The 21,423-nt window shown below is 63.4% G+C and carries 20 protein-coding genes; 11 read left to right on the forward strand and 9 right to left on the reverse strand.

Annotation, left to right across the window (positions count from 1 at the left end):
- Nucleotides 1-34 precede the first annotated feature (34 nt).
- The 3 genes from aceA (at nt 35) to ACFJIU_RS20405 (ending at nt 2,368) form a co-directional block, all read left to right on the forward strand.
- The gene (aceA, locus tag ACFJIU_RS20395; RefSeq protein ID WP_379062953.1) at nt 35-1,324 is read left to right on the forward strand and encodes an isocitrate lyase; all 1,290 of its coding nucleotides are present in this window, start codon (nt 35-37) and stop codon (nt 1,322-1,324) included.
- A gap of 91 nt (nt 1,325-1,415) precedes the next feature.
- A complete protein-coding gene (locus tag ACFJIU_RS20400) occupies nt 1,416-1,658 on the forward strand; it encodes a hypothetical protein (protein ID WP_024926069.1) in 243 nt (80 codons plus the stop codon).
- A gap of 470 nt (nt 1,659-2,128) precedes the next feature.
- Nucleotides 2,129-2,368, forward strand: coding sequence for a hypothetical protein (locus ACFJIU_RS20405; RefSeq protein ID WP_379062956.1), 240 nt, complete (start codon nt 2,129-2,131; stop codon nt 2,366-2,368).
- A 13-nt stretch (nt 2,369-2,381) separates the two neighbouring features.
- Here the strand turns inward: ACFJIU_RS20405 and ACFJIU_RS20410 are convergent, their stop codons facing one another.
- Nucleotides 2,382-3,080 (reverse strand): HAD family hydrolase, encoded by a 699-nt coding sequence (locus ACFJIU_RS20410; protein ID WP_379062958.1) that lies wholly within the window; start codon nt 3,078-3,080, stop codon nt 2,382-2,384.
- A gap of 319 nt (nt 3,081-3,399) precedes the next feature.
- Here ACFJIU_RS20410 and ACFJIU_RS20415 point away from each other — a divergent pair, with 319 nt between their 5' ends.
- The 3 genes from ACFJIU_RS20415 to ACFJIU_RS20425 all read left to right on the forward strand — a co-directional run bounded on the left by ACFJIU_RS20415 (nt 3,400) and on the right by ACFJIU_RS20425 (nt 6,597).
- Nucleotides 3,400-4,833 (forward strand): glutamine synthetase family protein, encoded by a 1,434-nt coding sequence (locus ACFJIU_RS20415; protein WP_326894008.1) that lies wholly within the window; start codon nt 3,400-3,402, stop codon nt 4,831-4,833.
- A gap of 104 nt (nt 4,834-4,937) precedes the next feature.
- Entirely contained in the window at nt 4,938-5,255 is a 318-nt protein-coding gene (locus ACFJIU_RS20420; RefSeq protein ID WP_379073178.1) for a four helix bundle protein, read from the forward strand.
- Between the two features lie 55 nt (nt 5,256-5,310).
- Nucleotides 5,311-6,597, forward strand: a complete 1,287-nt coding sequence (locus ACFJIU_RS20425) for an NAD(P)/FAD-dependent oxidoreductase (protein ID WP_379062960.1) — start codon at nt 5,311-5,313, stop codon at nt 6,595-6,597.
- On the opposite strand, the gene ACFJIU_RS20430 is transcribed toward ACFJIU_RS20425, so the two are convergent.
- The 3 genes from ACFJIU_RS20430 to ACFJIU_RS20440 form a co-directional block, all read right to left on the reverse strand.
- Complete coding sequence (locus ACFJIU_RS20430; RefSeq protein WP_379062962.1) at nt 6,566-8,038, reverse strand: sensor histidine kinase; 1,473 nt, start codon at nt 8,036-8,038, stop codon at nt 6,566-6,568. The two genes, ACFJIU_RS20425 and ACFJIU_RS20430, sit on opposite strands and share 32 nt — an antisense overlap.
- Nucleotides 8,035-8,709: a response regulator transcription factor gene (locus tag ACFJIU_RS20435; RefSeq protein WP_379062964.1), complete on the reverse strand. Its 675-nt coding sequence runs from the start codon at nt 8,707-8,709 to the stop codon at nt 8,035-8,037. Before ACFJIU_RS20435 ends, ACFJIU_RS20430 begins: the two co-directional genes overlap by 4 nt.
- A gap of 77 nt (nt 8,710-8,786) precedes the next feature.
- A complete protein-coding gene (locus ACFJIU_RS20440) occupies nt 8,787-9,170 on the reverse strand; it encodes a hypothetical protein (RefSeq protein ID WP_379062966.1) in 384 nt (127 codons plus the stop codon).
- Nucleotides 9,171-9,660: 490 nt separating this feature from the next.
- Here ACFJIU_RS20440 and ACFJIU_RS20445 point away from each other — a divergent pair, with 490 nt between their 5' ends.
- A complete protein-coding gene (locus ACFJIU_RS20445; protein WP_379062967.1) occupies nt 9,661-10,494 on the forward strand; it encodes an SH3 domain-containing protein in 834 nt (277 codons plus the stop codon).
- Nucleotides 10,495-10,540: 46 nt separating this feature from the next.
- On the opposite strand, the gene ACFJIU_RS20450 is transcribed toward ACFJIU_RS20445, so the two are convergent.
- Together ACFJIU_RS20450 and ACFJIU_RS20455 are read right to left on the reverse strand one after the other, a co-directional pair.
- Nucleotides 10,541-11,287, reverse strand: coding sequence for an SDR family oxidoreductase (locus ACFJIU_RS20450; protein WP_379062969.1), 747 nt, complete (start codon nt 11,285-11,287; stop codon nt 10,541-10,543).
- Nucleotides 11,288-11,466: 179 nt separating this feature from the next.
- The gene (locus tag ACFJIU_RS20455; protein ID WP_379062971.1) at nt 11,467-12,942 is read right to left on the reverse strand and encodes an aldehyde dehydrogenase family protein; all 1,476 of its coding nucleotides are present in this window, start codon (nt 12,940-12,942) and stop codon (nt 11,467-11,469) included.
- 257 nt (nt 12,943-13,199) lie between these two features.
- Here ACFJIU_RS20455 and zwf point away from each other — a divergent pair, with 257 nt between their 5' ends.
- The 3 genes from zwf to edd all read left to right on the forward strand — a co-directional run bounded on the left by zwf (nt 13,200) and on the right by edd (nt 17,248).
- Complete coding sequence (zwf, locus tag ACFJIU_RS20460; RefSeq protein ID WP_379062973.1) at nt 13,200-14,672, forward strand: glucose-6-phosphate dehydrogenase; 1,473 nt, start codon at nt 13,200-13,202, stop codon at nt 14,670-14,672.
- Between the two features lies 1 nt (nt 14,673).
- Entirely contained in the window at nt 14,674-15,369 is a 696-nt protein-coding gene (gene pgl, locus ACFJIU_RS20465; protein WP_379062975.1) for a 6-phosphogluconolactonase, read from the forward strand.
- A gap of 61 nt (nt 15,370-15,430) precedes the next feature.
- Entirely contained in the window at nt 15,431-17,248 is a 1,818-nt protein-coding gene (edd, locus tag ACFJIU_RS20470) for a phosphogluconate dehydratase (RefSeq protein ID WP_379062977.1), read from the forward strand.
- A gap of 47 nt (nt 17,249-17,295) precedes the next feature.
- Here edd and ACFJIU_RS20475 read toward each other — a convergent pair whose 3' ends face one another.
- The gene (locus tag ACFJIU_RS20475; RefSeq protein WP_379062979.1) at nt 17,296-18,948 is read right to left on the reverse strand and encodes a VWA domain-containing protein; all 1,653 of its coding nucleotides are present in this window, start codon (nt 18,946-18,948) and stop codon (nt 17,296-17,298) included.
- Nucleotides 18,949-19,054: 106 nt separating this feature from the next.
- A complete protein-coding gene (locus ACFJIU_RS20480) occupies nt 19,055-19,513 on the reverse strand; it encodes a MarR family winged helix-turn-helix transcriptional regulator (RefSeq protein ID WP_379062981.1) in 459 nt (152 codons plus the stop codon).
- A 79-nt stretch (nt 19,514-19,592) separates the two neighbouring features.
- Here ACFJIU_RS20480 and ACFJIU_RS20485 point away from each other — a divergent pair, with 79 nt between their 5' ends.
- The gene (locus ACFJIU_RS20485; RefSeq protein ID WP_379062983.1) at nt 19,593-20,393 is read left to right on the forward strand and encodes an SDR family NAD(P)-dependent oxidoreductase; all 801 of its coding nucleotides are present in this window, start codon (nt 19,593-19,595) and stop codon (nt 20,391-20,393) included.
- 19 nt (nt 20,394-20,412) lie between these two features.
- On the opposite strand, the gene ACFJIU_RS20490 is transcribed toward ACFJIU_RS20485, so the two are convergent.
- A complete protein-coding gene (locus ACFJIU_RS20490; protein ID WP_379062985.1) occupies nt 20,413-21,375 on the reverse strand; it encodes a GlxA family transcriptional regulator in 963 nt (320 codons plus the stop codon).
- Nucleotides 21,376-21,423 lie beyond the last annotated feature (48 nt).

A 21,423-nucleotide genomic window follows, 5' to 3' on the forward strand; every position in this document is an offset into this window, starting at 1 on the left:
TTCGCGAAACGCAATTTGTGAAGCGGAGCAGACAATGACCGATTTTTACAACCTCGTCCCTTCGGCCGCTGAAGGCCGGTTCGACGGCATCGAGCGTCCTTATTCGCCGGAGGATGTGAAGCGGCTGCGTGGCTCCGTGCAGATCAAGCACAGCCTTGCCGAAATGGGCGCGAACCGCCTGTGGAAGCTCCTGCACGAGGAAGACTTCGTCAATGCGCTCGGCGCGCTGTCCGGCAACCAGGCCATGCAGATGGTCCGCGCCGGGCTCAAGGCGATCTATCTGTCGGGCTGGCAGGTCGCGGCGGATGCCAACACGGCTTCCGCCATGTATCCGGACCAGTCGCTCTATCCGGCCAATGCCGCGCCGGAACTCGCCAAGCGCATCAACCGCACGCTGCAGCGCGCCGACCAGATCGAGACCTCCGAAGGCAAGGGCCTTTCGGTCGATACCTGGTTCGCGCCGATCGTCGCCGACGCGGAAGCCGGTTTCGGCGGACCGTTGAATGCCTTCGAGATCATGAAGGCCTTCATCGAAGCCGGCGCCGCGGGCGTTCATTTCGAGGACCAGCTGGCATCGGAAAAGAAGTGCGGCCATCTCGGCGGCAAGGTTCTCATCCCGACCGCGGCGCACATCCGCAACCTGAATGCCGCGCGGCTTGCCGCCGACGTCATGGGCGTGCCGACACTGATCGTCGCCCGCACCGACGCCGAGGCCGCCAAGCTGTTGACCTCCGACATCGATGAGCGCGACCAGCCCTTCGTCGACAAGGATGCCGGCCGCACGGTGGAAGGCTTCTACCAGGTCAAGAACGGCATCGAGCCCTGTATCGCCCGCGCCATCGCCTATGCACCGCATTGCGACCTGATCTGGATGGAAACCGGCAAGCCGGACCTCGCCCAGGCCAGGAAGTTCGCGGAAGCGGTACACAAGGCACATCCCGGCAAGAAGCTGGCCTACAACTGCTCGCCGTCGTTCAACTGGAAGAAGAACCTCGACGACGCCACGATCGCCAAGTTCCAGCGCGAGCTGGGCGCGATGGGCTACAAGTTCCAGTTCATCACGCTGGCTGGCTTCCACCAGCTCAACTTCGGCATGTTCGAACTGGCCCGCGGCTACAAGGATCGGCAGATGGCGGCCTATTCGGAGCTGCAGGAAGCGGAATTCGCGGCCGAAGCCAACGGCTACACCGCAACCAAGCACCAGCGCGAAGTCGGCACCGGCTACTTCGATGCCGTCTCGATGGCGATCACCGGCGGCAAGTCGTCGACCACCGCCATGCACGAGTCGACCGAGCACGAACAGTTCCGCCCGGCCGCCGAGTAAGCCGGCCTGCATCTTATCCCCGGCGCCAAGGTGCCGGGGCGGCAACAGAGGAACCGCCGAGAAGGCGAAGGAACATTCGAGGAGAAGAACGATGGCACCGCGTACCCGTGTCAAGGAAAGAGCCGAGGAACAGGCCACCACCATGAGCGCCGACCAGCAGGCGGTGATCCGCATCGTCGCCAACGACCTGCACCGTCTCAACCAGTCGGTCATGAAGGCTGTCGAAGCTGGCGTTTCGGTCGAGCTGGTCCGTTCGGCCCGCCACCATGGCGGTGACGGCAACTGGGGTGATCTTTTGATCCCGGTGATCGTCACCCAGCAAAGTCACGGCTGAAGAAAGTCAAGACTTACCAACTGCAAGCAAAAAACCGCCGCGCGATTCATCGCGCGGCGGTTTTTTGTTTCAGGCGTGCTTTTATCGGGCAAAGGCCTGCGACTTTAGTTGCATAGTTACCACTAATATTATTGTGATGTGCAAACAGGCCGGCTAGTACAGCCGTACGCTTGACACGAGCGAAGGGCTCAACCCATTCTCTCGTCAAGGTACAACCTAGCATTGAATTTGGACACGCAGGGCGCGTCCATTCTCCTGCAACGAGACGAGAACGATATGACGGTTGTTGACGAATCCGCCCGGCCAGGGGCGGCCCGAGGCTGGATTTCAGCAAGGTTCTGGTCGTCAGCCGATCACCGATCAACCGCATCGTCGTTTGCAGGATCATCGAGCAGAGCGGGCTGAAGGCGATCGCGGAATCACCCGAGACGGCGCCGTCGGCCCTGACGGATGTCATTCCCGGAGCCGTGGTGCTGGATGGCGGACCGGAAAACAGCGATTGCGATGCGGTGCTTTCAGGTGTTGTGGCTATCCGCGGCATGATGGGCAGATCAGCACCGTGCGTTGTCTTCCTTTCCAACCGCACGGGAACGGTGGAGAGCCTTGCCCTGCCGCGCACGGTGGATTTCGTGGTGGCCAAGCCGATCACACCAGATCGGCTGCAGCAGATCATCGAGACGCTGAAGAGCAGCGCCAGGCAGCCGCGCTAAATACGGCCGGCCATCAGCCGATCTCGGAAAGCAGTCCAGGCAACTCGCCAAGATGGCTGATCTCGCGGAAGCGTGGCGCAGCCTTCGGCGCTTCGACATGCTCGATCACCCAGGTCAGCTCGTGCGGAACGAAAACGCCCCAGCTGCCGGCCTCGATTGCGGGGACGACGTCCGATTTCAGCGAATTGCCGACCATCATCGCATGCTCGGCGCCATCGCCATGACGCGCAAAGATGCGCTCATAGGTCGGGCGCGACTTGTCGGAGACGATCTCGACGGCCTGGAAGAAATCGCCGAGACCGGACTGGGCGAGCTTGCGCTCCTGGTCGAACAGGTCGCCCTTGGTGATCACCACCAGCCGGTAGTGCCCGGCCAGCAGTTCCAGCGTGTCATGCACATGCGGCAGCGTCTCGATCGGGTGGCTCAGCATCTCGCGCCCGGCCGCCAGGATCCTGCCGATGACTTCGCTCGGCACCTTGCCGCCGGTGACGTCGATCGCCGTCTCGATCATCGACAGCGTGAAGCCCTTGATGCCGAAACCATAGATGCCAAGGTTGCGCCTTTCAGCTTCCAGCAGCCGCTCCAGCAGATGCTCCTTCTCGGCGTGATCGGAAAGCAGTTCGGCGAAATGACGCTCCGTCAATCGGAAGAACTGCTCGTTCTGCCACAACGTGTCGTCGGCATCGAAACCAATGGTGGTGAGGCTGGCCATGATGCTGATTTAAAGCATGTCGCGCCATGTGTGCAGTGGTTTTGCGACAGAGCATTTTGTAGTCAAGTGGCATCACTTGGCGTTACAAAATGCGGCGAAAACAGAACTTAGAGCGTTTCCGCGTTTCCGTGAAAAACGGAAACGCTCTAGCGGCATGCGCCCGATCGTAACCCGACGCGCACTGGCGGATCGGACCAAAAACGGCCCAAAACCAGCCATTTGGAACGTATGGGCCAGCAAAAACCGGCATGAGCCCCCCTTTTCTTCCTTCCGGGGCCACGGCTATACTCGGTAATCTGCAACCACAATCTGGTGATTGATGCCGCCTGCCAAGAAGGAAGTCCGTCCGTCGAGCCGGGGGACGCGAACCCGCGCGCCTGCCTTTCTGAAAAATCTCAGGGGAGTGAAGAGCTTCAAGGAGGCGAGCGTCTGGCTGGAATCGCGGGGCATCGAAGACATCGAATGCATCACACCCGACCAGGCCGGTGTTGCCCGCGGCAAGATGATGCCGTCGTCCAAATTCACCTCGAACACCTCGCTGGCGCTGCCTTCCGCACCGTTCATGATGACGATTTCCGGCCAGTATCCGGAAGACGGCAACGGTTTCGAATATCCGGAGGACGATGGCGACCTGAAGCTGGTGCCCGACCTTTCGACGCTGACCGCCGTGCCGTGGGAAGAAGACCCGACCGCCGCCGTCATCTGCGACCTCGTCCATCAGGACGGCCGTGCCGTCGAATTCACGCCGCGCAACGTTCTGAAGCGCGTGGTCGCCGCCTATGACCGCCATGGACTGAGGCCGGTTGTCGCGCCCGAGATCGAATTCTACCTGGTGCGCAAGAACCCGGACCCGGACTATCCGCTGACCCCGCCGGTCGGCCGCTCGGGCCGGCCGATCGCCGGTGGCTCGGGTTATTCCATTGCCGGCGTCAACGAATATGACGAGCTGATCGACGACATCTACCACTTCTCCGAGGCGCAGGGCCTCGAGATCGACACGCTGATCCATGAGGAAGGTGCGGGCCAGCTCGAGATCAACCTGCGCCATGGCGACCCGATCGAACTCGCCGACCAGGTCTTCCTGTTCAAGCGCACCTTGCGCGAGGCAGCGTTGAAGCACGACGTCTACGCGACCTTCATGGCCAAGCCGATCCAGGGCCAGCCGGGTTCGGCCATGCACATCCACCAGTCGATCGTCGACAAGAAGACCGGCAGGAACATCTTCTCTGCGGAAGACGGCACCGAGACGGAAGCCTTCTTCCATTTCATCGGCGGCATGCAGAAGCATGTGCCGAACGCGCTGGTGATGTTCGCGCCCTATGTGAACTCCTACCGCCGCCTCACCCAGGCAGCATCGGCCCCGGTCAACAACAAATGGGGTTACGACAACCGCACCACCGCCTTCCGCGTGCCGCGTTCGGACCCGAACGCGCGCCGTGTTGAAAACCGCATCCCGTCGTCGGACGCCAACCCCTATCTGGCGCTCGCCGCGTCGCTGGCCTGCGGCCTGATCGGCATCAACAACAAGCTGCAGGCCGAGCCGCCGGTGCTGACCACGGCCAATGAGGACGAGATCGACCTGCCGCGCGGCCTGCTCGAAGCCGTCGACCTGTTCGAGGGCGACGAGGAGCTGGCCGCCATGCTCGGCCGCACCTTCGCCGCCACCTATGCGGCGATCAAGCGCGCGGAATTCGAGACCTTCATGGAAGTGATCAGCCCTTGGGAGCGGGAGTATCTGCTGCTCAATGTTTAGGGGAGTAAGGCAGTAGGGGAATAGGGCAGTGGTACGGCGACTGGGGGACGAACGTGCCAAGTGAGATTCGGTCATACCGCGATCTGGTGATCTGGCAGCAGGCAATGGATTTGGCCGTCTTGTCCTACGAAACGACAAGGGGGTGGCCGAAGGAAGAAATCTACGGTTTGACCAGCCAAGTGCGGCGGGCGGCGGTGTCCGTCGCCGCAAACATCGCGGAAGGTTACGGGCGCGAAAATCGCGGCTCGTACCTGCAGTTTCTGCGTATTGCACAGGGATCGCTGAAGGAATTGGAAACGCATCTCTTGATCTCGCAACGCGTTGGTCTTGCAACGCAATCTTCGATAGACCCATTGCTTGTCGGGAGCGAAAGTGTCGGAAAACTCTTGCGGCTGCTGATGCGGAAATTGTCCGAGGATTAGCTGGGCTACTGCCATACTGCCCTAATCCCTTACTGCCCTGCTTCCGAAAGCCTCCATGCCCTACCAATCTCCCATTTCCCCCGGCCGCTCCTGGTATGAGGACAGCGCCGGTCCGCGCCCTGAATATCCCTTGCTGGACGGTGACCGGCAGGCCGATGTCGTCATCATCGGCGGCGGCTTCACCGGCCTCTCGGCCGCCGTGCATCTGGCCAAGGCCGGCACCAATGTGGTGCTGATCGAAAGCTATCGTTTCGGCGACGGCGCATCCGGCCGGAATGGCGGCCAGATGGGCACGGGCCAGCGCGCCTGGGCGGAAGAGCTGGAAAGCGAATACGGCCTCACGCGCGCCAGGGCGCTGTTCGACCTTGCCGAGGAAGCCAAGGCGCATCTCCTCGACTTCTCCGCCGCCAACGGCATCGAGATCGACTACGTGCCCGGCCAGTTGTCGGTGGCGCACAAGCCGCGCTATGTCGACGACTACAAGGCGCATGCCGAGATCATGGCAACGCGCTTCAACTATCCGCACATCAAATTCATGGACGCCAGGGAGACCGCCGAGCGGCTCGGCTCCACACTTTATCACGGCGGCAGCCGGGACAGCGGCACCGGCCACATCCATCCGCTGAAGCTGGTGATCGGCACGGCACGCGCGGCCGCGGCCGCCGGCGCGCATATCTTCGAAAACACGCAGGCCACCAACATCTCGGCGCAGGGTGGCAAGGTGAAGGTGACGACGGCGCGCGGCACGATCACCGCCGACAAATGCCTGCTTGCCGCCAACGCCTATTGCGGCGACCTCGAACCGGTCAGTGCGTCGCATATCATGCCGATCGGCTCCTTCATCGGCGCCACCGTGCCGCTGGGCGATGAACTGAAGGTGCTGCCAGGCGGGGAGTCGGTCGACGATTCCCGCTTCGTGGTGCGCTATTTCCGCAAGTCGAAGGACAACCGCCTGCTGTTCGGCGGACGCGAGGTCTATGCGGTCAACGACCCGAAGGACATCCACATCCACATCCGCAAGCAGATCACCGAGATCTATCCCGCCCTGAAGGATGTCGAGATCACGCATGGCTGGGGCGGCTATGTCGGCATCACCGTGCCACGCAAGCCCTTCGTGCGCGAAGTGATGCCGAATGTCCTTTCCATCGGCGGCTATTCCGGCCACGGCGTCATGCTGTCGAACTTCTTCGGCAAGCTTTATGCCGAGACGGTGTCGGGCAATCGCGATCGTCTGAAGCTGATCGAGGAGCTGAAGATACCGCCCTTCCCTGGCGGGCGCCGCTTCCGCGCGCCGCTGCTGTTCCTCGCACTCAACTGGTTCGCATTGCGCGACCGGATTTGACCGCTGGCCTTTCTGCCAGCGGCAGTTGCAGCCGGATATGCGTGCCTGTCCAGACGCCATCGAGGATTTCGATGGTGCCGCCATGCAGCCGCGCGATCTCGCGGACAAGGTTGAGGCCAAGCCCCGCTCCGGTGGAGCGCGGCCGCAGCCGGTAGAACGGTTCGAACACGCGCTCCCGCTCCGCCTGCGGGATGCCCGGCCCTTCGTCGTGGATCTCCAGCCCGCCCTTGTCGTCGACGAGAACGGTGATGGTGCCTGAACCGCCGCCATGTTCGATGGCGTTGCGCAGAAGATTGGCGACCGCACGCTCGATCTGCTGCTGCCGGATGTTGACCGGCACCTTGCCCTCGGCCGGCTCGAAGGACAGTTCATAACCGGCCTCCAGCGCCAGCGGCGCGAAATCGGCGGCCAGGTTCCTGGCGAGATCGACCAGGTCGACCACTTCGCGCTGGCCAGCGGAGTGATCGATCACCTGGCTGTCCAACAATTGCTGCGCCAGATGCGACAGACGCTCGATGTCCTTCAGCAGCTTGCGGCTCTCCGGATCCTCGCGCAGCAGCTCGGCGCGCGTGCGCATGATGGCGATCGGGGTGCGCAATTCATGCGCTGCATCTGTAAGGAAACGATTACGCTTCTCGTAACCCTCGCCGAGCCGGGCGAGTGCACGATTGAACGCCTGCACCAGCGGCGCCACCTCCTGTGGCACGCGTTCGGTCGGCAGTTGCACGGCACGGTTGTCGATGTCGATGGCACTGGCTTCCTCGGCGGTGGCCACCAGCCCGGCGAGTGAACGGCGCACGACCGCCGGCGTCGTCACCAGCGTGGTGAAGCCCATGACGACGACGATCGGCAACAGCAGCACGATCGTGAGGATAACCAGGATCGGGCCGACGCGCAGCCAGTTGGTGGTACCGTCGGCATAGCGCGCGAGCTCAATCTGCAGGTCGATATTGACCTCGACGCCATCGTTCTCGGCGCGCGAGGACAAGGTGGAAGCGATCACGCCGACGCGGCCGGCCGGCGTATCCAGATTGGCGTAAGTGGCTGCCGGACGCAGATCGTTCTGCGCAAAATTCAGGGCGGCACGATCGACTTGTCTCAGCAAGCCGTCGCCGCCGCCAGCGTAGACCGCAGGCACATTGCCGCGATGCAATTCCTGGCCGTTCTGGTCACGCGCCACGAACCAGAGGTTCGGAAAACTTTGGCGGAACCGCTTGAGCTCCTCGGTCTCCCTGAGCACCAGTTGACCATTGCCATCACGGCTCAACGCCTCGCCGACGATAACGGCGGCCTCTTCATTGTCGACCAGCAGGCGCGGCTGCGCGATGAAAAGCACCAGGGTGAGCAAGCCGAGGAAGACAAGCAGCATGGCGGCCTGCAGCAGGATCAGCCTGCGCACCAGCACCCATTGCAGCGAACGCGGACGCGGCCTCCTTTTCATGTCACGGCACGCAACAGATAGCCGAGATTGCGGATTGCCCGGATCTCGACGCCGGCATCGACCTCGTCGAGTTTGCGCCGCAGGCGCGAGAGGTGGGAGTCCAGGGCGTTCGAGCCGATCTCGTCATCCATGGCGTAGACCGATTCCTCCAGCGTCGAGCGCAGCACCGCACGCCCAGGCCGGCGGATCAAGGCCTCCAGGGCCAGCTGTTCGCGGCGCAGCAGTTCGAGCGGCTTGTTGTTCACCATTGCTTCGCGATGATGGAAATCATAGGTCAGGCGCCCAACCACGATGAGTTCGGAGCGCAGGGTCGACGGCCGGCGCTGCAGGGCACGCAGCCGCGCCATCAGTTCCTCGACAGCAAAAGGTTTGGCCAGATAATCGTCGGCGCCGCCGTCGAGCCCGGCGACACGGTCGTCCAGCCCGCCAAGCGCCGTCAGCATCAGGATCGGCGCGTCGACGCGGCTGGCCCGCAGCTTCGGGATCAGATCAAGCCCCTCGCCGTCCGGCAGCCGCCGGTCGAGAACCAGCGCATCATAGGGACCGAAGGCAGCCGCGGCCTCGGCGTCGGCGATGGTTGCGACATGATCGACAATGACATGCCGGCGCTCCAGCGCCGTCTTCAGCACGGAAGCCATCTCCGGCTCGTCCTCGAGCAGCAGAATACGCATTGTCCCTCTCACCCATGCTCTGGGTTTGCGCCGCCTACGGCTCTGGCCGTCAGGCGACGCAGAAACGTCAAAAACCCTTACTCACATTCCAGCTTCGGCTTGCGAAAGCTGGTGACATACCAGCCCTGACCCCAGCGACGCGCGTAGAATGTGTAGAAACACTCCTGCTCTTCGACATAACCCGGCGTCACCGTCTCTTCGTAACGCGTGCCGCGCCTTGTGTCCTTGATCTCGCCGCTGGTCGAGCCCGCCACCACATTGGTCGAGACCTTGCGCCATTGGTAGGCACGCTCATCACGGCTGAGATCGAGCACGGTCGATGGCGGGCCATAGTCGATGATGACCTCCGAGATCGGACGGCCGACATAATTCTTCATGATGTCGGAAGCGCAGCCGACAAGAAAGGTCGCCGCAGCAAAGGCGGCAGTTGTGCATGCAGCACGAATGACATGAGAAGGCATGGCGAATCCCGTTTGGCGTCCCTGCCCGGCTGCTAACCCTGCTAGATTACACGGACATTGCAGCGAACAACCGGAGACAGCCTGCTTCGCCTCTGCGCTTCCGAGCGACGAACTGATTCGCGAAATCATGCCAAATATGTAAGTTTAAACTTACTAAATTCCGCGCAAAAGGCGTCCGAACCGGCTCCCATGGCAAAATCTGCATATAAGTTTGGGTGGAACGGTTGTCGTTTAAGCTTGAAAGGCGCATAGATGCCACAATCGTCTGCCAGATGATCCAGGCTGGGCATTGCGAAGTCAAAGCTTCGTACCGCCTGGAGGGATTTCGGGACCGACGCTGATCAAGGCGCTGCCCATGATCAAAGAACGTCGGCCGTGTTCAGGGGTAACCAGAACCTCAGATGCTCAAGTTGGTTCAGTTTTGTTTCGCTGACCGCGGGACCGTCGACACCTCAGGCTATCCAGCCCAAAGCGCCCAACGGAGGCCGTCTTGAAACGGCCGCTCGGTTTCGGAGCGTCCAAGCCGCACCGCATTTCGATGCAGTTCGGCTACAATACAAAGCCGTCCTTCTGGCAGAAAGTCGGAGCCCACTCCCATCTGGTGATCGCGGCCGTCGGCACCATGGCGCTGCTCAGCGTAGCCGGCACCGCACTGTGGCTGGCGTTGCCATCGGGCGAACGGCAGGCTTTCGCCAAGCATCCCGTCGCCTCGGAGGCCGCGGCTTCCGAGCAAAGTGCCGAGCCCGCACAGGTTGCGGAACAGAAGCCCGCCAATCCCGAGCCAGCAGCCACCACAGCGAAGGGCGCACAGGTCAAGCCGACCGCCATCCAGACCGCAGCAGCAAGCGCAGCACCTTCCAATACGCCAAAGCCGCAGACGGCTGCCGCGATCCAGGAAGCCGCCAAATCGGTCGTGGTCGCCAAGCCCGGCCAAGACGACGCGGACGACGCCGAAGACGAGCCCACCACCGAACAGGCGTTTGCCGAGCCGGAAGATACAAGCTCACCTGCCGAAGCCGTATTGGCCAAGGCAGCGCCGGTGCCACAGGCAAAGCCCGCGAAGGCAAAGGCGGAATTGACCGCCGGCATTCCGGCAGCAGAGGAACCCCAGCAGGATGCGACCCCCGCCACGGCGAGTGGCAACGGAACGATCCTGCGCTCGGTGACGATGCGTTCAGGCCCGAAGAAAGGCGCTGGCGTCATCGCCACGGTGCCGGCCAAGGCCAGCGTCGACGTGATCTCGTGCGGCAAGCACAAATGGTGCGAGATCGTCTACCAGAACAAGCGCGGCTGGATCTATCAGGGCTTCCTCAACCGCGGGTGAGCATTGTCTCACCTTCTCCCGCAAGGGGGAGAAGGGAAGCGCGCCCTCAGATACACCGTCCCCCATCCACCTCCAGCGCGACGCCGGTGATGAATTCGGCCTCGTCGGAAGCCAGCCACAAAGCGGCGTTGGCGATGTCGAGCGGTGTCGACAGGCGACCGAGCGGAATGGAAGCACGGAACTTCGCGCGCAGCTCAGGCGTGTCCTCACCCATGAACTGGGCCAGCATGCCGGTTTCGCCGGCAACGGGGCAGAGGCAGTTGACGCGGATGTTCTTGGGCGCCAGTTCCACCGCCATCGACTTGGTGGCGGTGATCGCCCAACCCTTGGAGGCGTTGTACCAGGTCAGGCCCGGACGCGGGCGCAGGCCGGCGGTCGAGGCCGTGGTCAGGATGACGCCGCCGCCCTGTCGTTCCATGATCGGCACCACTGCGACCGTGGCGTGATAGATCGCCTTCATGTTGACGGCGGTGATCAGGTCGAAAGTCGCCTCGTCCACCGCCAGCATGTCGCCATTGCGGTGGGTATAGCCGGCGTTGTTGACCATGATGTCGACGCGGCCGAAAGTGTTCTTGGCGGCGTAGACCATCTCTTCGACTTCAGAGCGGCTGGAGACGTCACTGGCGACGGCGATCGCCGCGGATCCGATCTCGGCGGCGACGCGTTCGGCGCCCCTCGCGTTCAGGTCTGCCACCACCACCTTGGCTCCCTCCTCGGCAAAGCGCCTGGCCATGCCCTCGCCGAATCCGGAAGCAGCGCCGGTGATGATGGCAACCTTGTCTTTCAAACGCATGTCTTGTCCTTGTGCAGAAATTCCCGTCAGCGGGAGATGGCCGCCCCAACCGCCGATACCAAAGCGCTGAATTCACCCTAGAGTGTTTCCGTTTTTCGCGGAAACGCGGAAACGCTCTAACTCCTTGTTTTTACGCAATTCCGGATGGAAAACTGTTACACATTTTTCCAGGAACTGCTCTACCCGTGATTGAAGACGACCGTCTTTGTCGCCGACATGTCGTACAGCGCCTCGAAGCCCTTCTCGCGGCCGTGGCCGGAGCGCTTGAAACCACCGAAAGGCAGTTCGATGCCGCCGCCGGCGCCGTAGCCGTTGACGAACACCTGGCCGGAGCGCACCCGTTTGGCCAGCCGATGCTGGCGTGCGCCGTCCCGGGTCCAGATGCCGGCGACGAGGCCGAATTCGGTACCGTTGGCGAGCCTGACCGCTTCGTCCTCGCTGTCGAAAGCAAAGAGGGTAAGCACCGGGCCGAACACCTCCTCCTGCGCGATGGTTGAGGCAGGGTCGACCGAGCCGAACAGCGCCGGCGCGAAATAATAGCCGCTGGCCGGTGCATTCTTGTCGACTGAACCGCGCGCCAGTACGGGAATGCCGGCCTTTTCAGCATCGGCCACCATGCCGGCGACTCGCGCCTGCTGGCGCGGGTTGATCAGCGCGCCAAGATCGAGATCGGCATCGTGCGGACCAGCGACCAGCTTCGAGAAGCGTTCCGCAAGCGCCCTGGCGACCTCGTCATAGACCGGCCGCTCCACCAGCACGCGGCTGCCGGCAGAGCAGGTCTGGCCACCATTCTGGATGATGGCGTTGACCAGCACCGGCACGGCCTTTTCCAGGTCTGCATCGGCAAACACCAGTTGCGGCGACTTGCCGCCGAGCTCCATGGTGACGCCGCGATTGTGCATCGCCGCCGCCTGCTGGATCGCCGTGCCGGTGGCCGGCGAACCGGTGAAGGTGACATAGTCGACATCGGGATGGCCAGACAGAAGCGCGCCCGCCTCGCGGCCATAGCCGGTGATGACATTGAAGACGCCTTCCGGGATTCCCGCTTCCAGCGCCAGTTCCGCCATGCGGATGGTGGTAAGAGAGGCATCCTCGGCCGGCTTCACCACCAGGGTGTTGCCCATGGCAAGTGCTGCACCGGCGACACGTGCCAGGATCTGCAGGGGGTAGTTCCACGGAATGATGCCGGCGACCACGCCATGCGGTTCGCGCAGTGTAAGCGCAGTGTATCCATCCAGGAACGGAATGGTGTCGCCGTGGATCTTGTCAGCGCCGCCGCCATAGAATTCGTAATACCGCATGGTTGCGCCGACATCGGCCTTGCCCTGCCTGGCCGGCTTGCCGGTATCGCGCGATTCCAGCGCCGCGAGCTCGGCGCCGTGTTTCTCGACCAGATGGAACAGCCGGGTCAGGCAGCGGCCGCGTTCGACCGCCGGCATCTTCGCCCAGGGACCGTCCTCGAAGGCATGCCGTGCACTGGCCACGGCCAGATCGACGTCGGCCTGACCGGACGCCGGGATCGAAGCGAAGACCTGGCCGTCCGATGGGCTGACCACATCAATGCGCAGCCCGGAAACCGCATCGAGCGCCTTGCCGCCGATGATCTGGCGAAAGCTGCGGCCTTCCGCAACCGAGCTCGAAAGATGTCCGTCCATTGCAAAGTCTCCCGTGGCCTTCCAGCAAATGCGCCCTATCTCGGCAGGCCGTGATAGTGGCGGCACTATTGCGCAATGAACAGTACCCGTGCTGGACCAGTCTCCAACACGATGCTGTGACACCATAACCCTAGTCAAATTAAATCGATTAGATTATATGGACATCCGTCGCATGGCGGCAGTGTTGTTAGCGCATCATGACCAACGGCCTGACCCAGCCGGGTGACGGGCGAAGGTAGCGCGAGATCGGACGAAGCATGACCAGCCAGATCATCCCCGTCGACCCGTTCGACTTCATCATTTTCGGCGGCACCGGCGATTTGTCGGAACGCAAGCTCTTGCCGGCACTCTATTATCGCCAGCGCGACCACCAGTTTTCAGAGCCGACCAGGATCATCGGCACGTCGCGCACCAAGATGAGCGACGATGAATTCCGCGCCTTCGCCAAGAAGGCGATCGAGAGCCATGTTGCGGCAGCCGATATCGACGCCAAGGAGCTGGGCATCTTCCTTGCCCGCCTTTCCTACGTGCCGGCCGATGCCACCAGCGGCACCGGCTTCGACGAACTGAAGAAGGCGATCGGCGATTCCAAGGCGATCCGCGCTTTCTACATGGCGGTTTCGCCATCGCTGTTCGGCGCCATCTCGGACCAGCTCAAGCAACACAAGCTGATCACGCCGAGCTCGCGCATCGTGGTGGAGAAGCCGATCGGCCGCGATCTCGCTTCCGCCAGGGCACTGAACGACCTGGTCGGCGACGATTTCGACGAAAGCCAGATCTTCCGCATCGACCACTATCTCGGCAAGGAGACGGTGCAGAACCTGATGGCGCTGCGTTTCGCCAACGCGCTCTACGAGCCGTTGTGGAATTCGGCCCATATCGACCATGTGCAGATCACCGTGGCCGAGACCGTCGGCCTGGAGGACCGCGTCACCTATTACGACAAGGCCGGCGCGCTGCGCGACATGGTGCAGAACCATATGCTGCAGCTGCTCTGCCTCGTCGCCATGGAAGTGCCGTCCTCGATGGATGCGGACGCCGTGCGCGACGAGAAGCTGAAAGTGCTGCGCGCGCTGAAGCGCATCAACGGCACCGAAGCGCCGAAGCAGACCGTGCGCGGCCAGTACCGTGCCGGCGCTTCCGCCGGCGGCCCGGTAAAGGGTTACGTCGAGGAGCTCGGCGCCGAAAGCAACACCGAGACCTTTGTCGCCATCAAGGCCGAAATCGCCAACTGGCGCTGGGCCGGCGTGCCGTTCTACCTGCGCACCGGCAAGCGGCTGGCGTCGCGCGTTTCCGAGATCGTCATCGAGTTCAAGCCGATCCCGCATTCGATCTTCAACGGCGACAGCGCCGGGCCGATCTTCGCCAACCAGCTGGTCATCCGCCTGCAGCCGAACGAGGGCGTCAAACAGTATATCATGATCAAGGATCCGGGCCCGGGCGGCATGCGCCTGCGCCAGATCTCGCTCGACATGAGCTTCGCGCAGCAGTTCCAGGGCCGCGCGCCGGATGCCTATGAACGGCTGATCATGGACGTGATCCGCGGCAACCAGACGCTGTTCATGCGCCGCGACGAGGTCGAGGCGGCCTGGAAATGGATCGACCCGATCCAGAACGCCTGGGAAAATGCCCGCCAGGACGCGCAGGGCTACACCGCCGGCACCTGGGGTCCGTCCGCTTCGATCGCGCTGATCGAGCGCGACGGCCGCACCTGGCACGAGAGCAACTGAGATGGCAGGAAACTATCGCCGCAACGACTTCGCGGACCGGGAAAGCCTTGCGGCAGGGCTCGCCAAGACGGTTGCCGGCACGCTATCGGCTGAAATCCGCGCAACGCGGGCAGCAAGCCTCGCCGTCTCGGGTGGCTCGACGCCTGCCCGCTTCTTCGAAGTGCTGTCGGCCGCCGACATCGACTGGAGCAGCGTCAACGTTACGCTGATCGACGAACGTTATGTGCCCGACACCTCGCCGCGCTCCAATGCCGGACTGGTGAAAGCCAAGCTGCTGCAGAACGCAGCCGCCACTGCTCATTTCCTGCCGCTCTACCACAACGGCGAGCTCGATGCGGATCTGAAGGAGGCCGAGCATTTCCTGACGACCTTCTTCAACCCGCCTGATGTCGCCATCCTCGGCATGGGCAATGACGGCCATACCGCCTCGTTCTTCCCGGATGCGAGGGAACTGGAAAGCCTGCTCGACCCGACCTTGAGCGACGAGATCGCCGCCGTCCATGCCGACAGCGCCGGCGAGCTGCGGCTGACGCTGACGCTTTCGCTGATCCGCCGGGCACGTTTCCTCGCCCTGCACATCGAAGGCGCCGAAAAGCTGGCGACATTGGAAAAGGCGCTGGCGCCAGGATCGACACTGCCGATCCGCCGCGTCATCGACGCAGCGACAGGCCCGGTCGAAATCTTCTGGGCACCCTGATTGTGAATGGCGAAGGCCGGACGGCCTGGCGTGCCGTCGCCTTCGCGAAAGGACGATAGCCATGACAGCCAGATCCGACATCGAAGCCATCACCAGCCGCATCCGCGAGCGCTCCCGCGCCAGCCGGGAGACCTATCTCGGCCGCATCGCCGCGGCATCGAGCCATTCCGCCAACCGCGGCGTGCTGTCCTGCGGCAACCTCGCCCATGGCTTTGCCGTCTGCAGCCCGTCGGAGAAGGTCGCGCTCGGCGCCGACCGCGTGCCGAACCTCGGCATCATCACCTCCTACAACGACATGTTGTCGGCGCATCAGCCGTTCGAGAACTATCCGCAGCTCATCAAGCAGGCAGCGACGGAAGCCGGCGGCATCGCCCAGGTTGCTGGCGGCGTGCCCGCCATGTGCGATGGCGTGACCCAGGGCCAGCCTGGCATGGAACTGTCGCTGTTCTCGCGCGACGTGATCGCCATGGCTGCGGCGATCGGCCTTTCGCACAACATGTTCGACGCCGCCGTCTATCTCGGCGTCTGCGACAAGATCGTGCCGGGACTGGTGATCGCCGCCCTCACCTTCGGCCATCTCCCGGCCGTCTTCATTCCGGCCGGACCGATGACCTCCGGCATCCCGAATGACGAGAAGGCGCGCGTGCGCCAGCTTTATGCCGAAGGCAAATGCGGCCGCGCCGAACTGCTGGAGGCGGAATCCAAATCCTATCACGGCCCAGGCACCTGCACCTTCTACGGCACCGCCAATTCAAACCAGATGCTGATGGAGATCATGGGCCTGCATACGCCGGGCGCTTCCTTCGTCAATCCCGGCACGCCGCTGCGCGACGCGCTGACCCGCGAAGCCACCAAGCGGGCGCTGAGCCTGACCGCCATGGGCAATGCCTACACCCCGGTCGGCCGCATGATCGACGAGCGTTCCTTCGTCAACGGCATCGTCGGCCTGCATGCCACCGGCGGCTCGACCAACCACACCATCCATTTGATCGCGATGGCGGCCGCAGCTGGCATCAAGCTGACCTGGCAGGACATTTCAGACCTTTCCGAAGCAGTGCCGCTGCTTGCCCGCGTCTATCCGAACGGGCTTTCCGACGTGAACCACTTCCACGCCGCCGGCGGCCTCGGCTTCATGATCCGCGAGCTGCTCGATGCCGGCCTGCTGCATGAAGACGTGCAGACGGTGTGGGGCGAAGGCCTGCGCCCCTATACCGTCGAAGCCAGGCTTGGCGCGGACGGTTCCGTCGTGCGCGAGGCCGCACCCGCGGTGAGCGGCGACGAAAAGGTGCTGGTGCCGGTGAAGCAGGCCTTCCAGGCGACCGGCGGCCTCAAGGTGCTCGCCGGCAATCTCGGCCATGCCATCATCAAGACCTCGGCGGTGAAGCCGGAACGGCGCATCATCGAGGCGCCGGCCAAGGTGTTTCACAGCCAGCAGGGCCTGAACGACGCCTTCAAGGCCGGCGAGCTGACCGGCGATTTCGTTGCCGTCATCCGCTTCCAGGGTCCGAAGGCCAATGGCATGCCGGAGCTGCACAAGCTGACGACGGTGCTCGGCATCCTGCAGGATCGCGGCCAGTGCGTGGCGCTGGTCACCGACGGGCGCATGTCGGGCGCCTCCGGCAAGGTGCCGGCGGCGATCCACGTCACGCCGGAAGCACTGGAAGACGGCCCGATCGCCCGCGTGCATGACGGCGACATCGTCAGGCTCGACGGCGAGGCCGGCACGCTGGAAGTGCTGGTGCCGGCCGGTGAGTTCGCCGTGCGGTCCTCGGCCTCGGCCGACCTGTCCGAGCACGAATACGGGCTGGGCCGCGAGCTGTTCGCCGGCTTTCGCCAGATGGCCGGCCGCGCCGACCACGGCGCCAGTGCTTTTGGATGATGCCTTCCGCCTTCTCCCTCATGAGGGAGAAGGCGGCGCTCAAGCCTTTACGGCACCGTCACTTCAGTGCGTTCGCCGGCCTTGATCGTGACGGGTATCTCGGACTTGGCGTCGTCATCGCCGCGAGTCGCCACCACGACATAGTCGCCGGCAGGCAAGGCGGCCTGATGCGTTGCGTCGTAGGAGTTGCCGAAAGCCTGACGCTTGCCCTCGATATCCTTCCTGGCTGCGAAGACCTCGATGTTCTTGGCACCGTCCGCGGTCGCGGCGAGCACACCGGCGTTGAGCACGACATCAACGTCGACCCTTTCGCCGACCTTCACCGTGAAGGGGGCCTCGGCGACCGCCTCGTCCATCCTGGCCTGCAGGACGTAGTTGCCGGCAGGCAGGTCGAACTGCTGATCCGGTCCATAGGAGGTTGAAACATCCTGGCGCTCGCCGGCCAGGTTCTTCTCGGCCTTCAGCACACGCACGACCAGGCCGCCGGAATCCACCTTGTCACCCGCGACATAGAAGGCGTTGGCCGCCACCTTGCCGACGCCGACGACGATGTCCTTCTCGACCGTCTCGCCGGCTTTCAGCGTGACCGTCTCGGTCGCGGTACCTTCGCCGACCTTGACGGTGATTTCCTGTTCGCCAGCCGGAAAGACAGCTTTCATCTGACCGTAATAGGTGGTCGTGCCGTCACCGGGATACTTGACCTGGATGGCAGCACCGTCGGCAATCTCCGAGCCCTCGCTGGCATGAGCGCGCACGATCAGCGTGCCGGCATCCAGCACATAACGTGGCGCGGCGACCTTGCCGGCGTCGATCGTCACGGCCTGATCGTGCTCGACATGGCCGACCTTGGCGACGAGAACGTATTTGCCGGGCTCGGCATTGCCTTTCCATGCGCCATACTCGGTCGAGACATAGTCGCCGCGACCACCGCCGGCATTGGCCTTGTAGAGCACCCAGGACTGGCCGATGTCGGTGGTGATGTCGGGGTTGCCTTCGGCCAGGGTCATGGTCGGCGCCAGATTGAATTCAACCTTTGCCGGTTCCGGCGCTGGCGCCGGCTTGGGTTCGGGCGCCGGCTTCTCGGCGACAGTCTGCTTGAGCGCGTCTTCGAGGCCGGCTGCGTCGGTCGCCTGGATGTATTTGCCGCCGGTGTTTTCGGCGAGGCACGCCACCTGCCGGCCTTCATCCGTCGTCAGGCCGAAACCGACGACATGGGCGGTGAAGTCGACGCCGGATGCCTTCAGTTCCTTGCCGAGCGCGCAAGGATCGGCATTGCAGGTCTCGAGCCCGTCGGTGATCAGGACGACGGTTGCCTTGTCCTCGGTGTATTTCAGCGCTTCGGCGGCCTTGCGCACGGCGGCCGTCAGCGGCGTCTTGCCGAGGAACTTCATGGAGTCGGCGGCCGTCGTGATGGCGCCTGCCGTGCCGGCGGCCGGCGGAACGATCAATTCGATGTCCTCGCAGCTGCCTTTCTCGCGATGGCCGTAAGCCATGAAGCCCACCTCCCTGTCGGCGGGCAGCGACTGCAGCACCGTGCGCAGCGACTGGCGCGCGATCTCGAGCTTCGGCTTGCCGTCGATCTGTCCCCACATCGAGCCGGAAGCATCGAGAATGATGATGGTGCGGTCGGCGCCGAGCGCTGGCGCGGTGAGCAGCAGTGCCGTCACGACGGCTGCGATCCATCTGGCAAAAATCGACATGGTATCCCTCTCGCGAGCCTGGCCCGATCCGACGAAGCGGCGAAGATAGCGGTTCAGCGGGAGGAAGGGAATCCGCAATAACCGACGCGACGGGCGACCAGGATATCTAGACCTGGCGCTCTTCGGAACGGACCCGATGCAACGCTTCGGCATAGGCCGAGAGCCCGGCCACGACGATGCGACGCTGGTCGTCGGACAGATGCAGGAAGGCTGCCGCCACCTGGCCATGGCCGAAACGATTGATCGCTGTAAACGTGGCTTCTCCATGCACCGTCAGCCGCAGAAGTTTCGAGCGGGCATCGTTCGGGTTGACGCGCTCTTCGACTTCGCCGGCATCGATCAGTTTGCGCAGCATCCGGCTGACGCTCGATTTCTCGAGATTGAGGATTTCCCCAAGCGCGCCCGCGGTCAGCCCGTCATTGGAACCGATCTCGATGATCGAATGGACTGCCGACGGTGGCAGGTCGGTGCCCGCCACGGTCGGCTTCATGAAGCCGAGTTCGCGCACGATCCTGCGCGATGAATCGCGGACCTTCTGGATCTCGAACGTTTCGCTTTCGCTCACCACAATGCTTCCTTGTGTCCTATTGGTTGTATGATACAACTTTATTCTCTGAATCCAAACCGGACAATGCAGGATCATCATGTCAGCCGAGGTCCCGAATGTCAGCGCCGAGAGAGAAACAGGCCGGATGGATGGCCTGGTCTGCCTTGTCACTGGAGGCGGCAGTGGCATCGGCCGGGCGACAGCCCTGCGGATGGCGGAGGCTGGAGCAGCAGCAGTCATTGTCGCCGGCCGTCGTGACGAGGAAGGAGAGGCTGTCGCACAGGCCTGCCGTGCGGCAGGCGCCGAGGGTCTTTTCCTGCGCACGGATGTGACACGGGAAGAAGACGTCAGGCATCTCGTGCAAACCATTGTCGCGCGGTTCGGCAGGCTGGACGCGGCCTTCAACAATGCCGGCTATCAGGAACGTCCCGCGCCGCTGGAACAACAGGACAGCGATGTCTTCGACGCTGTTTTCGACACCAATGTGCGCTCGGTCTTCCTGTCTCTCAAACATCAGCTCGCCGTCATGCTGGCACAGCAAAGCGGGAGGATCGTCATCAACGCCTCCGTAAGCGGCATCCGCAATCCCAATCCTGGCTTTGCGCTCTACTCGGCATCCAAGGCAGCGGCGATTTCCCTGATGCGCTCCACCGCCATGGCCTATGCCCCGCACGGCGTGCGCATCAATGCCGTCGCGCCGGGCCGCGTCGTGACCGACATGATGATGAGGGCCGCGGCCGGCGTCGGAAGCATGGAGGCCGTGGCGGCGGGCCTGCCGCTGCGCCGCATGGGCCGGCCCGAGGACGTGGCCGAAGCGGTTGTCTGGCTTGCCTCCGACCAGTCCGCCTACATCGTCGGGCATGTCCTGGCCGCCGATGGCGGTTTCCTGGCGAGTTGAGCAGCGATCGCCGCCCGGCTCAATAGGTCGTGCGCCGCTCTTCACTCGGCGGGCGGCCGAACTGCAGCCGGTAGCTCTGCGCGAAATAGGAATGCGAGGTGAAGCCGGTGGCGATCGCCACGTCGAGGATCGGCATGTTGGTCTGGCGCAGCAGTTCGCGGGCACGCTCGAGCCGAAGCCGCATGTAATAGCGCCCCGGCGTTACGGTCAGGTGCCTGAGGAACAGCCGCTCCACCTGCCGCACCGAGAGCCCCGCCGACTTGGCGAGTTGCACGGCCGACAAGGGCTCGTCGAGATGATCGGCCATCAGTTCGACGATCTTGCGCAGCTTCTCCGACTTGCCGGTCAGGTCGCGTTCCGGTCCGACGCGCTGGCGATCGACGGCCGAACGGATGCGTTCGTGCTGGAACTGGTTGGCAACGGCATTGGCGAGATTGGCGCCGAAATCGGTACGCACGATCTCCAGCATCAGGTCGATCGAGGTGGTGCCGCCGGCACTGGTGTAGCGCTTGCGGTCGATCTCGAAGACGTTTCCGGTGCATTCGATGTCCGGGAAGCGCTCCATGAAACCGGCACGGTTCTCCCAGTGGATGGTGCAGCGATGCCCCTCGAGCTGACCGGCTTCGGCAAGCACATAGGAGCCCACCGAAAGCGCCCCCAGCACGCCGCCGCGCCGCCCCCAGGTACGCAGGGCGCCGAGCACCTTCGACTTGCCGGGGAATTCCAGGTTGAGCGCGGCGCAGACAAACAGGATATCGACCGGCGGCACGTCGGCAACGGCATAATCGACCTTCAGCGGCAGGTCGTTGGAGGCGGTAACCGCATCGCCGTCCGGCGAAACGGTGGTCCAGCTGTAGAAGTCATGGCCGAGCAGGCGGTTGGCCGAGCGCACCACGTCGATCGCAGCCGCCACGGAAAACATCGGAAACTTGTCGACCAGCAGGAAGGCGAAGCGCCTGCCGCCTTGAACGGCTTCCGTCATGATGGGCCGTTCTATCGGAACAGGAGGCGTCGGCAAAGCTGGGCTCTC

The organism is Mesorhizobium sp. UC74_2 (assembly GCF_042701485.1).
GTDB lineage: Bacteria > Pseudomonadota > Alphaproteobacteria > Rhizobiales > Rhizobiaceae > Mesorhizobium.

What these genes read in the sequence shown, in the direction of transcription:
- aceA (WP_379062953.1), top strand. Translation starts at nt 35, where the DNA reads ATGACCGATTTTTACAACCTCGTCCCTTCGGCCGCTGAAGGCCGGTTC.
- ACFJIU_RS20400 (WP_024926069.1), top strand. Translation starts at nt 1,416, where the DNA reads ATGGCACCGCGTACCCGTGTCAAGGAAAGAGCCGAGGAACAGGCCACC.
- ACFJIU_RS20420 (WP_379073178.1), top strand. Translation starts at nt 4,938, where the DNA reads ATGGATTTGGCCGTCTTGTCCTACGAAACGACAAGGGGGTGGCCGAAG.
- pgl (WP_379062975.1), top strand. Translation starts at nt 14,674, where the DNA reads ATGGCAGGAAACTATCGCCGCAACGACTTCGCGGACCGGGAAAGCCTT.
- zwf (WP_379062973.1), top strand. Translation starts at nt 13,200, where the DNA reads ATGACCAGCCAGATCATCCCCGTCGACCCGTTCGACTTCATCATTTTC.
- ACFJIU_RS20485 (WP_379062983.1), top strand. Translation starts at nt 19,593, where the DNA reads ATGTCAGCCGAGGTCCCGAATGTCAGCGCCGAGAGAGAAACAGGCCGG.
- ACFJIU_RS20410 (WP_379062958.1), bottom strand. Translation starts at nt 3,080, where the DNA reads ATGGCCAGCCTCACCACCATTGGTTTCGATGCCGACGACACGTTGTGG.
- ACFJIU_RS20455 (WP_379062971.1), bottom strand. Translation starts at nt 12,942, where the DNA reads ATGGACGGACATCTTTCGAGCTCGGTTGCGGAAGGCCGCAGCTTTCGC.
- edd (WP_379062977.1), top strand. Translation starts at nt 15,431, where the DNA reads ATGACAGCCAGATCCGACATCGAAGCCATCACCAGCCGCATCCGCGAG.
- ACFJIU_RS20425 (WP_379062960.1), top strand. Translation starts at nt 5,311, where the DNA reads ATGCCCTACCAATCTCCCATTTCCCCCGGCCGCTCCTGGTATGAGGAC.
- ACFJIU_RS20415 (WP_326894008.1), top strand. Translation starts at nt 3,400, where the DNA reads ATGCCGCCTGCCAAGAAGGAAGTCCGTCCGTCGAGCCGGGGGACGCGA.
- ACFJIU_RS20490 (WP_379062985.1), bottom strand. Translation starts at nt 21,375, where the DNA reads ATGACGGAAGCCGTTCAAGGCGGCAGGCGCTTCGCCTTCCTGCTGGTC.
- ACFJIU_RS20430 (WP_379062962.1), bottom strand. Translation starts at nt 8,038, where the DNA reads ATGAAAAGGAGGCCGCGTCCGCGTTCGCTGCAATGGGTGCTGGTGCGC.
- ACFJIU_RS20435 (WP_379062964.1), bottom strand. Translation starts at nt 8,709, where the DNA reads ATGCGTATTCTGCTGCTCGAGGACGAGCCGGAGATGGCTTCCGTGCTG.
- ACFJIU_RS20450 (WP_379062969.1), bottom strand. Translation starts at nt 11,287, where the DNA reads ATGCGTTTGAAAGACAAGGTTGCCATCATCACCGGCGCTGCTTCCGGA.
- ACFJIU_RS20475 (WP_379062979.1), bottom strand. Translation starts at nt 18,948, where the DNA reads ATGTCGATTTTTGCCAGATGGATCGCAGCCGTCGTGACGGCACTGCTG.
- ACFJIU_RS20440 (WP_379062966.1), bottom strand. Translation starts at nt 9,170, where the DNA reads ATGCCTTCTCATGTCATTCGTGCTGCATGCACAACTGCCGCCTTTGCT.